The following is a 13,873-nucleotide window of genomic DNA, read 5'->3' on the forward strand; positions in this document are numbered from 1 at the left end:
CTTGACCGGCTGACTACACTTTCGATACGGCCCAGAAGAGGATTACACGATTCGATTCTAAACCTTTTTCTAAGATGCAACAGGGTTTTATCTGTTTTTGCTACACAAGTATCTGCGCTTACTTTTCATTCCACGGTGCGACCTTGAATAAAATCAACATCCCGGGCAACGCCAGTACGAAACATAAAATGAAAAAATGGAACCAGCCTGTTTCCGCAACGATATAACCGACCGAGGAATTGATGAAGGTACGTGGCACCGCAGCAAGGCTGGTGAACAAGGCGTATTGCGTTGCGGTGTAGCGCGGATCGGTGGTGCGCGCGATATAGGCAACAAAAGCAGCAGTGCCGAGACCCACGCCAAATGCTTCGCCGCCGATCACGATAGCCAGCACCAATGGATCGGGACCGGTCTGCGCCAGCCAGGCAAACCCAAGAATGGTTACCGCTTGCACCACGCCGAAAATCCACAAGGCGCGGTTAATCCCGATCTGCACCATCCAGATGCCGCCGACCAGGCCGCCGACCAGGCTGGCCCACAAGCTTGTAGTCTTGGAAATCAAACCGATCTGCGTCAGCGTGAAACCGATATCGATATAAAACCTGGTAGCAAGCGCAGTTGCCATGCTGTCGCCGAGCTTATACAGAAAAATGAAGGCAAGTATCCACAGGGCGCTGCGCCAGCCATCTCGCGCGATAAACTCTTGAAACGGTAACAAGACGGCTTCCCGCAGGTTCTTTGGCGGTGCGCCATACACGCTCGGCTCCTTGATCATCAGCGTGCAGATCAAGCCCGGCAGCATGAATCCCGCGGTGATCCAGAATACCGCCTGCCAGCTCATGTGATCGGCCAGGAACAGCGACAAGGCGCCCGGCACCATGCCCGCCACTTTATAGGCATTGACGTTAATCGCCGCGCCCAGGCCTTGTTCGCTATCCGGCAGGATCTCGCGGCGATAAGCATCGATCACGATATCCTGGCTGGCCGACAAAAACGCCACCACTGAAGCCATGACGGCAATCGCCGCTATCTGCGTGTGCGGATCGAGCATGCCCATGCCGCCGATGGCGACGAACAAGCTGGCCTGGGTCAGCATCATCCAGCTGCGCCGGCGTCCGAGTTTGCCGAAATGGAAGCGGTCCATCAACGGCGACCATACGAATTTCCAGGTGTAGGGAAACATCACCAGCGCAAACAGGCCGAGCGCTTTCACGTCAAGGCCGGATTTACTTAACCAGGCTTGCAGCAAACTAAGGAGAATAAACAGCGGCAGACCTGAACTGAAGCCGAGGAAGGCGCAAATCAGCATGCGCCGGTTGAGATAGTGATGCCAAGAATTTGAATCTGATGTCATGGATGCGCCCGCGGCGGCGGGGAGTTTAAGATATGACACCAGAGCGCGGTCCCGGCAATGCTCCGGGGCCCGGGGCCTGGCGTCATATCCTGTATTTTTTACCGGTTTATTTCTTGCGAAAGCGGAATACCGCAAGACTACCACGCCAGTTAGGCAGCACCGATATCGGCTGGCCATCATGCAGGGCTACGCATTCGAGCACCTCCAGGCCGACTTCGTTCGCCAGTTCCTCAAAATCCTTGATGGTGGCGCAACGCAGGTTGGGCGTGTCGTACCATTCGTACGGCAAAGTCTTGGATACTGGCATGCGGCCGCGCATTAACGCTACCCGGTGCGGCCAGTAAGCGAAATTGGGGAAGGATACAATCGCTTCGCGCCCGACCCTGGCGATATCGCGCAATACGCCTTCGACATTTTTCATCATTTGCAAAGCCGACAGGCACAGCACGGTGTCGAAGGCATCGTCGGCAAACAGGTTCAGCCCGGCTTCCATATCCTGCTGGATCACCGAAACGCCGCGCGCCACGCACGCGGGAATCTTGCTGTCATCGATTTCGACGCCGTAGCCTGCGCATTGCTTGTCGGATTGCAGATAATCAAGCATGACGCCGTCGCCACAACCCAGGTCGAGCACTTGCGATTCACCGCGCACCCAATGTGCGATAAAGGCCAGATCCGGGCGCAAACTGCTTAGTTGATCAAAATTCATTTACTGCTCCTGCCACTTCAGTGACGGCATTCGATACGGCCGGCTGCTCCAGCTCCTGCCAGATGCGGTTGTAATATTCGCCCACCACCGCCATATAACGCGGGTCATCCAGCAAAAAGGCGTCGTGGCCGTGCGGTGCGTCGATCTCGGCATAACTGACACGACGTTTATTGTTTACCAGAGCCTGCACGATCTCGCGGCTGCGTTCCGGCGAAAAGCGCCAGTCGGTCATGAACGATACGAGCAGGAACTGCGCCTGGGTCTTGCTCAAAGCGAGAGTCAGATCGCCGCCGAATTCCTTGGCCGGGTCGAAATAATCGAGGGCCTTGGTGATCAGCAGATAGGTGTTGGCGTCAAAATATTCAGAAAATTTATCGCCCTGATAGCGCAGATACGATTCAATTTCAAAATCGATGCCAAAGCCGAACTGGTAAGCGCCGGAGCGCAGGTCGCGGCCGAATTTTTCCGCCATGTCGTCATCCGACAGATAGGTGATGTGCCCCACCATGCGCGCCACGCGCAAGCCGTTCTTGGGCACCACGCCATGCGCGTAATAATCGCCTCCATGAAAGCCGGGATCAGTCAGGATCGCCTGGCGTGCAACATCGTTGAAAGCGATGTTTTGCGCCGATAGTTTGGGCGTCGAAGCGATCACAACACAGTGGCGCAGACGGGTCGGATACATCAGACTCCAGGCCAGCGCCTGCATGCCGCCCAGCGAGCCGCCCATGACGGCGGCAAATTGCGTGATACCCAGTGCATCGGCGAGGCGCGCCTGCGCTTGCACCCAGTCCTCCACGGTCACTACCGGGAATTCCGCGCCGTACGGCTTGCCGGTGGCGGCATTGATATGCATCGGTCCGGTAGAACCGAAGCAGGAACCCAGGTTATTGACGCCGATGACGAAGAATTTGTTGGTGTCGAGCGCCTTGCCAGGCCCCACCATATTGTCCCACCAGCCGACATTCTTTTCGTCATCCTGATATACGCCGGCAACGTGATGCGAGGCGTTCAAGGCATGACAAACCAGCACCGCATTCGATTTGTCGGCGTTGAGACTGCCATAGGTTTCGTACACCAGCGTGTAATCCGCCAGCAGCGCGCCGCTTTGCAACTGCAGCGGCGTCGCGAAATGCATGGATTGCGGGGAAACTATTCCGAGGGACATTGTAGGGACCTGATCCTGATAACAATAAAAAAAGCCCGAGAGCTTTCGCTAATCGGGCTAAATTCTGGGCTTGTACTTCAAGCTCGCTTTAGCCGTATTTATTTAGCATCGCCTGATCCTGGGATCTGGTGATGCCGCGCGCCCGCAAGCTGAGGTGGTGAAACCATTCAAATCGGCGCGATAGCTCAAGAATAACCAAGTCGGGGCCTGGCGTCAAACTAGAACTTCAGGACAGTGATTATGCCGGCATGCGCATCTGGCTGACTGCCGCAGCAATCGCGCTCGGCTCGGTATTACGCAGGATTTTTTTGGTTTGCAGCATCAGATTGTCCAGATCGCTATTCAACACTTCCTGTTTCACCGCCAGCAACTGCGCCGGATGCATTGAAAACTCCAGCAAACCCATGCCCAGCAACAAACGCGTGAATTTGACATCGCCTGCCATTTCGCCGCATACCGACACCGGGATCCCGGCTTTTCGGCCTAATGCAATCACGGTTGACAACAAAAACAAGACTGCCGGGTGCAGCGGGTTATACAGATGCGCGACTTCATGGTCGACACGGTCGATCGCCAGCGTGTACTGGATAAGGTCGTTGGTGCCGATAGACAGGAAATCCATGCGTTTGATAAACATCGGCAACGCCAGAGCTGCTGCCGGGATTTCGATCATGGCGCCGATCTGGATGGTTTCGTCGAAAGCAGTGCCTTCATCGCGCAATTGCTGCTTGGCTTGCTCGATGATTGCCAAGGTTTGATCGATTTCAAAGGCATGTGCCAGCATCGGAATCAGCAGTTTCACCTTCCCCAGGGCGGAGGCACGCAAAATTGCCCGCAATTGCGTCAGGAACAGTTGCGGTTCTGCCAGGCAGTATCTAATCGCGCGCAAACCCAGCGCCGGGTTCAGCGCGGTCTGTTCCTCTATGTTGATCGGTTTGTCGGCGCCGACATCCAATGTCCGGATAGTCACCGGCCGCCCCTTCATTGCCATCACCGCCTGCCGATACGATTCGAACTGCTCATCCTCGGTCGGCAGCTCATGTTGCGGGCCGATCCGGCCCATGAACAGGAATTCCGAGCGGAATAGCCCCACTCCGCTGGCGCCGGCATCCATCGCCGCCGCACAGTCGCTAGGCAGTTCAATGTTGGCCAGCAAGGTGATCTCGGTACCGTCCAGGGTAACCGCGCGGGTCTTCTTGATCTTGCCTAGCTTCCTGCGTGCACGCAGCAGATGCGCCTGCCGCTCCCGATATTGCTTAAGTATTACCGTTGCCGGATCGACAATCACTACGCCGGCATCGCCGTCGATGATAATCCAGTCATCCTGCTTGATCAGCCGGGAGGCGTTATTCATGCCGACCGCGGCCGGGATATCCAGGCTGCGCGCCACAATCGCGGTATGCGAGTTCTGGCCGCCGAGATCGGTGACGAAACCGGCGAAGGCGCGGTCACGGAATTGCAACATGTCGGCCGGTGAAATGTCATACGCGACCACCACGATATTCCCGAAAGAAGCGCCATCGCCATCAACTTCCGGTAATCGGGTGGCGGTGCCGGTCAGCACTTTCAGCAGACGCTCGCCGACTTGCAGCACGTCCATTTTGCGTTCGCGCAGATAGGTATCTTCGATTTCGTCGAACTGCGCCGACAACTCGTCGATCTGGGTCACCAGCGCCCACTCGGCGTTATATTGGCGGTGACGGATGATATCGAGCGACATCTCAGCCAGCATCGGGTCCGACAGGATCAGCAGATGGACATCTACAAAAGCGCCTAGTTCGGGCGGGGATTCTTTGGGTAAATCGCTGCGGATAGTCTGCAGTTCGGTGCGTACCTTGGTTACCGCGTTTTGCAAGCGCTGGACTTCTGCTTCGACCTCGGCTTCGCCGATCAGGTAGTGTTTGACGTCCATTGCCGCCGGCGCCAGCAAATGGGCGCGGCCGATCGCGATGCCGCGCGAAACCGGAATGCCATGTAAGGTAAAGGATGCCATCTGGTCAGCCCGCTGAAAAGAATATGATTTTATCAATTGCGAGACAGAGTTTCAGCGCCGCGAAGCCATTCAGGCGGGCTAGCGGCAATACTCCATCTCCAAGGCAACCGGGCTCGAAACTGTCGAAGGGCGCTTAGGTGTGGGCCGTGTCACTTCGGGCCGTGTCACTTCGGGCCGTGTCACTTCGGACCGTTTCACTGCCAGCCGTTTTACTCACCTTCGCCAAACTTATCTTGAATCAGCTGATATAAGGCATCAAAGCAGTTTTTCTCATCCTCGCCGTCGGCTTCCAGCAATATCGTGCTGCCCTTGCCTGCTGCCAGCATCATCACGCCCATGATCGACTTGGCGTTGACGCGACGCTTGTTGCGGGTCATCCAGACTTCACATTTGAATTTGCTTGCCAGTTGCGTAAATTTGGCTGACGCGCGAGCGTGCAAGCCGAGTTTGTTGATGATTTCGATTTCTTGTTGAATCATTTGTCTTTTATCTAATATTTGATTTATTGAAAGACTTGGCTATCAGTGCGCCAACCGTACCCGGTTATCAACCCGCACCGCACCGCCCTGACCGCCGGCCAACGCCATTTCAGTCACCACATCAAGAGTATCGTTACGATAGGTCAAGGCGCGTAACAGCATCGGCAAACTGATGCCGGCAATCACCTGAGTCTGGCTGCCAGTGCAAAACGGCAGCGTACAGTTGGACGGCGTGCCGCCCATGACGTCAGTGATCACCAACACCCCGGAACCATCGTCCAGCCGCGCCGCAGCCTGTTTTGCCAATTTTTGCACTTCAATCGGATTCTGGTCGGCGATCACGTCGATCGCTTCGAGTCGCTCCGGCGTCTGGCGAAACACGTGAGAGGCGGCTGCGATGAATGCCTGGCCCAACGGGGCGTGGGTTAAAAGAAGAATGCCAATCATAGTTTCAATCTCAAATCCTGCTTGCGGATTTGTCCGGGGTTTATATATTTATAACGGTTTTACAACAACGACCATCCTGTTTCGCGACTTTTACCGTGGCGATCAGGACAACATAAATCGATTACTACAGCGCGATTACTGCAGCGCCGCTTCCAGCGCATTAATGAACATCTCGGCAACATCAAAACCGGTTTGCTGCTTAATTTCCTGGAAGCAAGTCGGGCTAGTCACATTCACTTCCGTCAGATAATCACCAATTACATCTAATCCTACCAGTAACAGGCCACGCTGTAGCAACACCGGTCCAAGTGCTTCGCCGATTTCGCGATCGCGTGCCGTCAGCGGCTGCGCTACACCGATGCCGCCGGCAGCCAGGTTGCCGCGTACTTCGCTGCCTTGCGGGATCCGCGCCAGCGAAAAAGGCACGACTTTGCCGCCAATCACCAGCACCCGCTTGTCGCCGGCGACGATCTCGGGAATGAAACGCTGGATCATGATGGTGCGATGACCGTTGTCGGTCAGGGTTTCAATGATCGATCCCAGATTCAGGCCGTCTTGCCGGACCCGGAAAATGCCGGTGCCGCCCATGCCGTCGAGTGGTTTCAGGATTACGTCCTGATGCTCTTCGTGAAAAGCACGCAAGCGCGCCGCATCGCGCGTCACCAACGTGGGCGAGGTGTATTTGGAGAATTGTGCAATCGCCAGCTTTTCATTGTGGTCGCGGATCGCCTGCGGCTTGTTGAATACCCGTGCACCCTGTGTTTCCGCCAGTTCCAGCAGATACGTGGTGTAGATGTATTCCATGTCGAAAGGCGGGTCTTTGCGCAGCAGGATCGCATCGAACTCCGACAAGAACATGGACGCCGGTGCACTGGCGCGGTACCAGTCCTTATCGTCTCCTGTCAGGCTGACGCGAATCACGTTAGCGGTGACAATCCCGCTTTCCAGCGCCATGTCTTTTTGCTCGAACGCATAGATGGTATGGCCGCGTTTGACAGCTTCGACCATCATTGCGTAAGTTGAGTCCTTATACGTCTTGAAGGTATCGAGCGGATCGGCGAGGAAAGCAATTTTCATTTTTGTGGCCCTATGGTTGTCAGGACAGAGTGCTAATCAATAATATTAATAGTATTAATATTCTTCCGGATTCGGATCGGTCTTTTCCATCTCCAGCGAGGCCGCCAGCAAACCCAGACGCGCGACCACGCCGTACATGTAAAACCGGTTCGGTGCAGTGGTGCCGGGTTTGGCCAGCATATCCGGCAACGCATGTTGCTGGGCAAAGGCCAAGGGTACGAAATGGGCGCCCGGCGCGTTCAGGTTTTCGTTGATGCCGCGTTCTGCATGCACACGGTAAAAACCGCCGACCACATAACGGTCGATCATGTACACCACCGGCTCCGCCACCGCATCATTGATATGTTCGAAAGTATGCACGCCTTCCTGGATGATCAGGTCGTGGATTTCGCCGCCGGCTTTGCCCAGCGACAGTTTCTCGCGCTGCTTGCGGCTCAGTTCCTTGATCTGGCTGACATCGGTCACGCTCATCACGCCCATGCCGTCGGTGCCGGCATCGGCCTTGACGATCACGAACGGTTTTTCCGTGATGCCGTATTCCTTGTATTTCTTGCGTATCTTTGCCAGCAGCGAGCTGACGCTGGCGGCCAACTTGTCATCGCCGTCGACGGCTTCGAAATCGACCTGATCGACCTTGGCGAAAAACGGATTCAGCATCCACGGATCGACATCGACCAGTTTGGAAAATTTCTTGACCACTTCGTCGTAGGCTGCGAAATGGTTGCTCTTGCGGCGCACGGTCCAGCCGGCATGCAGCGGCGGCAACAGGTTTTGCTCGTTAAGGTTTTCCAGGATCGATGGCGTGCCGGAAGACAAATCGTTATTCAGCAAAATGGTGCAGGGATCGAAATTTTTCAGGCCCAGGCGACGGCCATTGGCAGAACGTTCCAGCGGCTCCAGCGTGATCGTGCTGCCGTCCGGCAGTTCGATGGTTTGCGGTTCCTTCAGGTTTTCATCAAGCGAACCAAGCCGGACATGCAGTCCGGTCTGGCGGAAAATCTGCATCAGGCGGGCTACATTTTGCAAATAGAAAGTGTTACGCGTGTTGAGCTCAGGCAACAACAACAGATTCTTGGCATCTGGGCAATATTTTTCGATGGCGGCCATCGCCGCCTGTATTGCCAGCGGTAACATCTCTGGCGACAAGTTGCTAAATCCGCCTGGAAACAGGTTGGTATCAACCGGCGCCAGCTTGAAACCTGAATTACGCAGGTCGACCGAGCAATAGAACGGCGGTGTGTGCTCTTGCCATTCCATACGGAACCAACGCTCGATGGCAGGCGTGGCCGCGAGAATTTTCTTTTCCAGTTCGAGCAAAGGGCCGTTCAAGGCGGTGACAAGGTGGGGAACCATATAAAGCTTTCTTTTTGGGAGCTATGTAGCGTCTGCAACTTGCGCAACTGCCTGTCATGGAATGTACTTTCAGGACTTTCACGACAGGCAAGAGACGCAGATTCTAACGGGAAATGCATTGTTTCGCCGGTTACCCGGTGTGATGCCACTAAACATGGCGATCCAACGGCGGGCTCAGCTGCCTGGTAGCGACCCGGCAGCCACCGGGTATACGAGCCAAGTTTACATCGGGTCAGTTGCGAATTTTTAAAGTCCCGAAAAACAAAAAAGCGCTATTACGCGCCTTTTTAACAATGCCATATTGATATCGAATCAAACGCAAGAAGCGGCAAGAATCACCAATATTCAGCAATATTCAAATCCGCTTGTACATGAAACTGGTATCGGCCAACTTACCGGTCGTCGAACGGGCATAGGCGGGAATGATGCCGGCCAATTCGAACCCAAGCGAGCCGTACAAGGATTCTGCGGCATCGCCGGTACGCGTATCCAGAACCAGCAAAGAACGGCCGTCGGCGCGCGCGATTGCCTCAGCCCGCTGCATCAATATCCGCGCAACGCCTTTGCGCCGGACGTCCGGGTGTACCAGCAGTTTTGAAATTTCGGCGCGATGACGACCATTGGCCGGCGCCGCCAGCACCAGCTGCACGGTGCCGACGATCTGGCCGGCGAAGCGCGCCACCAGCAGGCGACGACCGCCGCTCACCAGTGAGCCGCTGACACCGTACCAGAAGGAAAATGCATCTTCCGTATCCGGCTTATCCAAAAAGCCGACACTGGCGCCCTGCTCAACGCAAGCCATCAGAATCTCGGCCAGCGGGCCTACTACCTGATCGAACTGATCCGCCCTGACGTCTTCGACCGTGCATGTGGTCAAGCGTTGCGGAGTGATGGTCGGGTCCAAACTGAAATCTCCTGAAACGGATGTGGCAGAAAACGAAAATCCCGGGCCATCGATAACGACCCGGGATTACGTGGAACGTCGCACCGGATAGCCTTGCTGCGGCTATCCGGCGCCTGTCGGTAAAACTTAATCGTGATAAGCAGATTCGCCATGGCTGGAGATGTCCAGGCCTTCGCGCTCTTCTTCTTCCGTAACACGCAAACCCATGACGATGTCGACCAGTTTGAATGCGATCAGCGAAACCACGCCGGACCAGATCAAGGTCGTCAGCACGCCTTCAAACTGAATCCACAGTTGGCCAGGGATCGAGTAGTCAGGAGCCACGGCATTGGCGACGTAGTCATAGATACCGGTGCCGCCCAGGCTAGGTGCAGCGAACACGCCAGTCAGCAACGCCCCCATGATACCGCCGACGCCATGCACGCCGAACACGTCCAGCGCATCGTCCGCACCCAGCAATTTCTTCAGGCCGGTAACACCCCACAGGCAGACGAAGCCAGCCAGCAAGCCCATGATCAAGGCGCCCATCGGGCCGACAAAACCGGCTGCAGGAGTAATCGCCACCAGACCGGCAACAGCACCGGAAGCGCCACCCAGCATGGAAGGCTTACCTTTACCGATCCATTCACCGGCGCTCCAGCTCAGTACAGCAGCAGCAGTCGCTAACAATGTATTGATGAATGCGAGTGCGGCGCTGCCGTTAGCTTCCAGGGCGGAGCCGGCGTTGAAGCCGAACCAGCCGAACCACAGCAGCGATGCGCCGACCATGGTCAGGGTCAGGCTATGCGGCTTGAACGCTTCCTTGCCGTAGCCGACACGCTTGCCGATGACATACGAACCAACCAGGCCAGCGATAGCAGCGTTGATATGCACCACGGTGCCGCCGGCGAAATCCAGCGCGCCCTTTTGGAACAGCCAGCCGCTTGCAGCAGTCACTTTTTCGGCGGCGGCAGCATCGGTAAAGCCGTCAGGACCAGGCCAGAACCAGACCATATGCGCCATCGGCAGGTAGGCGAAAGTGAACCACAACACGGTGAATACCAGGATCGCGGAGAACTTGGCGCGCTCGGCGAAAGCACCGATGATCAGGGCACAGGTAATCGCAGCAAATGCGCCTTGGAACACTACGTAGGCAAACTCAGGCACTACCACGCCCTTGCTGAAAGTGGCCGCGACCGAATCCGGTGTCATGCCATGCAAGAACAGGCGGCTGAAACCACCGAAGAACGCATTGCCTTCCGTGAACGCGATACTGTAACCGTAGAGTATCCACAGCACGATGATCAGCGAGAATACAGTGAAACACTGCATCAGCACCGACAGCATGTTTTTGCTGCGCACCAGGCCGCCGTAGAACAAACCGAGGCCAGGTAAAGTCATCAAGATCACGAACGCGGTACACACCAGCAGCCAGGCGGTGTCGCCCTTGTTCGGCACCAGTGCAGCAGGTGCTGCTGCAGCTGGAGCACTGGCAGCGGCAGCAGCAGGAGCTGCAGCTGGTGCAGCAACCGCTGGTGCAGCCGGAGCCGGTGCAGCAGCTGAAGCATCTGCACTGGCCGACGTTGCTACGCTGGCGCTGGCAGACGCCTCGTCGGCGGCTGATGCCGGCAACATCGAAGTTGCCGCGATCAGCGCACAAGCCGCTAAAATCGTAGTAAGCATTCTGTTCATTTTTTTTATCCCCTTAGATTGCGTCTTTGCCGGTTTCACCGGTACGAATACGAATAACTTCCTGCAGATCAAACACAAAGATCTTGCCGTCGCCGATCTTGCCGGTACGGGCTGCCGTTTCAATCGCCTCTACGGCCTGCTCCAGAATGCTGTCATCCACCGCTGCTTCGATTTTCGTTTTCGGCAAAAAGTCGACCACATACTCGGCGCCGCGGTACAGCTCAGTGTGGCCTTTTTGACGGCCGAAACCCTTGACCTCGGTCACGGTTATGCCTTGTACGCCAATCGCCGAAAGTGCTTCACGCACTTCGTCGAGCTTAAATGGTTTGATGATCGCTGTAATCAGTTTCATGTCGGCCTCATTTATTTTGAGTGGCGGCTCGCATAGATTGCCTGGATTGCCCTAGCTTGCCGCCGTGGATACTGCTGTTTTGTGTCGATTAGAAGGTCTTCGCTACAGAAAACACTACGCCGTTGCGACCCAGGTTCTTGCCGCTCGGGCTAACGTACGCACCATCCTTGGCATCGGTGCCGACATAAGCCAGCCCCAACGTGATGCCTGCGAGCTGATCAAAGGTCTTGGTGGCGCCGATTTTCCAGTCGGTGTAACTGGCAAAACTGGTGTTCTCCACTGTTTGGTGGCCGAGATGCAGCCCGAGCGTGACGCCTGCACCGACATCGATATTAGCGCCGGCATCGTAGTAAGCGCTGTTCTTGCTGTTGACGGTACCGAACAGGTTGGTCATCGCATGCGAATATTTGAAATAGGCCGGGCCGTAGCCGATCTGACCGTACAGCTCGAAAGTATTGGCGTTTCTGCCGATCTGGCTGTAGTTGTTGGTTGGGTAGTAGTAGTACAGACCGCCCACGTCATACGTGAAACCGCCAGGCAGATCGCCGCGTTTGCCGCCGTAGATATCCCACTCCACCGGACCCTTGCCGCCGGTGCCGGTATTGGCGCTGTCGACCGCATCCTTGATCCACTTAATGTTGGACAACCAGGTTCCTGCATACAGGCCGGTCGGATTATTGGTGTAGTCCGCGCCACCTTGCACTGCGGGGTCGAAACGCGTTTGCGAGATACCGCGGAAGCGATAGTCGTTGACGGCGCCGATGTTGTAACTGATTTCGTTATCCGGCTTGGCTTCTTCGGGCTTGGCATCTTCTGCATAGGCCAGGCTTGCTGTAAAACATGAGGCTATTGCTGCGGCTAGAATCAGCTTTTTCATGGTTGTCCCTATTGGTATGTTGAAATGAAAAACTGCAAAATCACTACTCTTCAAGCTTTCCATAGCAGAACCCATGCCAACTGGTCTGGTTGCCCTTTTTGGCCCGCCGCAACCTGTTGTGGTGATATTTATTCAACACCTTTCATCGATTATTACTAAACAGATGATGAGGGAACGTTCTTCCGTGGGAAGTTTTGGCAAAAGAATGCACCATAATAAAGCGGGCGATTAAATCGGCTCTACTTTGGTGCGAAAATTTTCAGGGATAACTACATGACAGTCTGTAGTTGACTACAACGCAATGCCGACGGGATCCAGATTCATCGAGAGGGCGGCACAGGCTTCGCAGTGGCCCCATGAATATAATCAATCCTGGATCTTTGATGATGCCAACTTATGGCGCTACGATCATTACGATGGGCGCTGCTTTCGTTTCTTCCCTCGTCAACCGTCACCGCACTCTCACAGGAGATTATCTTGGCTTCAGAATCAACATCACCAGCATCACTTGCGCAAATGCATATCAAACCGCTAAGCGAGCAGGATTTTGCTGTTTGGCAACATCAATGGCAGGGCTACCAGGACTTTTATGAAGTTGACATTCCGCAGGCCACAAGACTGGTAACCTGGCAGCGCTTGCTGGATCCGAAGGAACCGATCTTCGGCGCACTGGCGATAGTGGATGGCGAGGCAGTCGGCCTGGTCCACTGGGTTTTCCACCGCTCTTGCTGGACGGTGGAAAACTCCTGTTACCTGCAAGACTTGTACGTCTCGCCGCAACAGCGCGGCACCGGCGCCGGCCGGCAACTGATCGAACACGTGTACCAGGAAGCCAAAGCCGCCGGCAGCACCCGTGTGCACTGGCTGACGCATGAGACCAACAAGACCGCCATGCAACTGTACGACCGCATCGCGGTGCGTTCAGGCTTTGTGCAATATCGCAAGCAGCTCGATTGAAAATGCGCTGAATCCTCTTGGACAACCGGCTGATTCCGGCAAAGCAGTAATGACTTAAATTGCCGCGCCGAATCGCGATTTCAATACCGGGTTTGCGTGTATCGGTTATCATTTTTTTTATTTACTGCTAAAGGGCGACCGACCATGAACAAACCCAACTTTTTTGACGACATCCAAGCCAAAATCAATCAGGCCATCGAAAATTCACCTGCCAAAGATATCGAAAAAAACGTCAAGGCAATGCTAGGCCAGGGTTTCTCCAAGCTGGATCTGGTCACACGCGAAGAATTTGACGTGCAAGCGCAGGTATTGGCCAACACACGTGAAAAACTTGAAGCACTGGAAGCCCGCGTGACCGAGCTTGAAGCACAACTGAAGCGCCCATGATGCCGCGCCGGTGACGCTGGCTGTCCTCAAAAGCCGGGCGCTGGCAGGTATGCAAGCGCCCGCCGTCACAGTTGAAGTCCACCTGGCCAACGGCCTCCCGTCATTCACCATCGTTGGCAACAATACACCTGATAATTTTTGTCGA

15 protein-coding genes and 1 pseudogene are annotated in these 13,873 nt (G+C 55.4%); 4 read left to right on the forward strand and 12 right to left on the reverse strand.

Annotated features, from left to right (window positions below; genetic code table 11):
* Positions 1-118: 118 nt before the first annotated feature.
* The 12 genes from BM205_RS07775 to BM205_RS07835 form a co-directional block, all read right to left on the reverse strand.
* Positions 119-1,354, reverse strand: coding sequence for an AmpG family muropeptide MFS transporter (locus tag BM205_RS07775; RefSeq protein WP_092413951.1), 1,236 nt, complete (start codon positions 1,352-1,354; stop codon positions 119-121).
* 106 nt (positions 1,355-1,460) lie between these two features.
* Positions 1,461-2,063, reverse strand: coding sequence for a methionine biosynthesis protein MetW (metW, locus tag BM205_RS07780; RefSeq protein WP_092413952.1), 603 nt, complete (start codon positions 2,061-2,063; stop codon positions 1,461-1,463).
* A complete protein-coding gene (locus BM205_RS07785) occupies positions 2,053-3,231 on the reverse strand; it encodes a homoserine O-succinyltransferase MetX (RefSeq protein WP_092413953.1) in 1,179 nt (392 codons plus the stop codon). Before BM205_RS07785 ends, metW begins: the two co-directional genes overlap by 11 nt.
* 238 nt (positions 3,232-3,469) lie before the next feature.
* Positions 3,470-5,224 (reverse strand): phosphoenolpyruvate--protein phosphotransferase, encoded by a 1,755-nt coding sequence (ptsP, locus tag BM205_RS07790; protein ID WP_092413954.1) that lies wholly within the window; start codon positions 5,222-5,224, stop codon positions 3,470-3,472.
* A gap of 209 nt (positions 5,225-5,433) precedes the next feature.
* Positions 5,434-5,703 carry an HPr family phosphocarrier protein gene (locus tag BM205_RS07795; protein WP_092358004.1) on the reverse strand — a complete coding sequence of 90 codons (270 nt, stop codon included), beginning with the start codon at positions 5,701-5,703 and terminating at the stop codon, positions 5,434-5,436.
* 42 nt (positions 5,704-5,745) lie between these two features.
* Entirely contained in the window at positions 5,746-6,150 is a 405-nt protein-coding gene (locus BM205_RS07800) for a PTS sugar transporter subunit IIA (protein ID WP_092413955.1), read from the reverse strand.
* Between the two features lie 135 nt (positions 6,151-6,285).
* Positions 6,286-7,227, reverse strand: a complete 942-nt coding sequence (gshB, locus tag BM205_RS07805) for a glutathione synthase (protein WP_092413956.1) — start codon at positions 7,225-7,227, stop codon at positions 6,286-6,288.
* A gap of 54 nt (positions 7,228-7,281) precedes the next feature.
* Positions 7,282-8,580 (reverse strand): glutamate--cysteine ligase, encoded by a 1,299-nt coding sequence (gene gshA / locus BM205_RS07810; RefSeq protein ID WP_092413957.1) that lies wholly within the window; start codon positions 8,578-8,580, stop codon positions 7,282-7,284.
* Between the two features lie 355 nt (positions 8,581-8,935).
* On the reverse strand, positions 8,936-9,484 hold the full coding sequence (locus tag BM205_RS07820; protein ID WP_254783794.1) for a GNAT family N-acetyltransferase: 549 nt from the start codon (positions 9,482-9,484) through the stop codon (positions 8,936-8,938).
* A gap of 126 nt (positions 9,485-9,610) precedes the next feature.
* Entirely contained in the window at positions 9,611-11,155 is a 1,545-nt protein-coding gene (locus tag BM205_RS07825) for an ammonium transporter (RefSeq protein ID WP_092413959.1), read from the reverse strand.
* Positions 11,156-11,168: 13 nt separating this feature from the next.
* A complete protein-coding gene (locus tag BM205_RS07830; RefSeq protein ID WP_038493850.1) occupies positions 11,169-11,507 on the reverse strand; it encodes a P-II family nitrogen regulator in 339 nt (112 codons plus the stop codon).
* Positions 11,508-11,595: 88 nt separating this feature from the next.
* Complete coding sequence (locus tag BM205_RS07835) at positions 11,596-12,384, reverse strand: TorF family putative porin (protein ID WP_092413960.1); 789 nt, start codon at positions 12,382-12,384, stop codon at positions 11,596-11,598.
* A gap of 73 nt (positions 12,385-12,457) precedes the next feature.
* Between BM205_RS07835 and BM205_RS24240 the strand changes: the two genes are divergently transcribed.
* The 4 genes and pseudogenes from BM205_RS24240 to BM205_RS24755 all read left to right on the forward strand — a co-directional run.
* A complete protein-coding gene (locus BM205_RS24240) occupies positions 12,458-12,616 on the forward strand; it encodes a hypothetical protein (protein WP_175511205.1) in 159 nt (52 codons plus the stop codon).
* A 284-nt stretch (positions 12,617-12,900) separates the two neighbouring features.
* The gene (locus tag BM205_RS07840; RefSeq protein WP_092413961.1) at positions 12,901-13,341 is read left to right on the forward strand and encodes a GNAT family N-acetyltransferase; all 441 of its coding nucleotides are present in this window, start codon (positions 12,901-12,903) and stop codon (positions 13,339-13,341) included.
* Between the two features lie 144 nt (positions 13,342-13,485).
* Positions 13,486-13,728 carry an accessory factor UbiK family protein gene (locus tag BM205_RS07845; protein ID WP_092413962.1) on the forward strand — a complete coding sequence of 81 codons (243 nt, stop codon included), beginning with the start codon at positions 13,486-13,488 and terminating at the stop codon, positions 13,726-13,728.
* A gap of 10 nt (positions 13,729-13,738) precedes the next feature.
* Positions 13,739-13,846, forward strand: a pseudogene (locus BM205_RS24755) (magnesium chelatase subunit ChlI); the annotation flags it as partial.
* Positions 13,847-13,873 lie beyond the last annotated feature (27 nt).

Source organism: Collimonas sp. OK307 (genome assembly GCF_900113705.1).
GTDB lineage: Bacteria > Pseudomonadota > Gammaproteobacteria > Burkholderiales > Burkholderiaceae_D > Collimonas.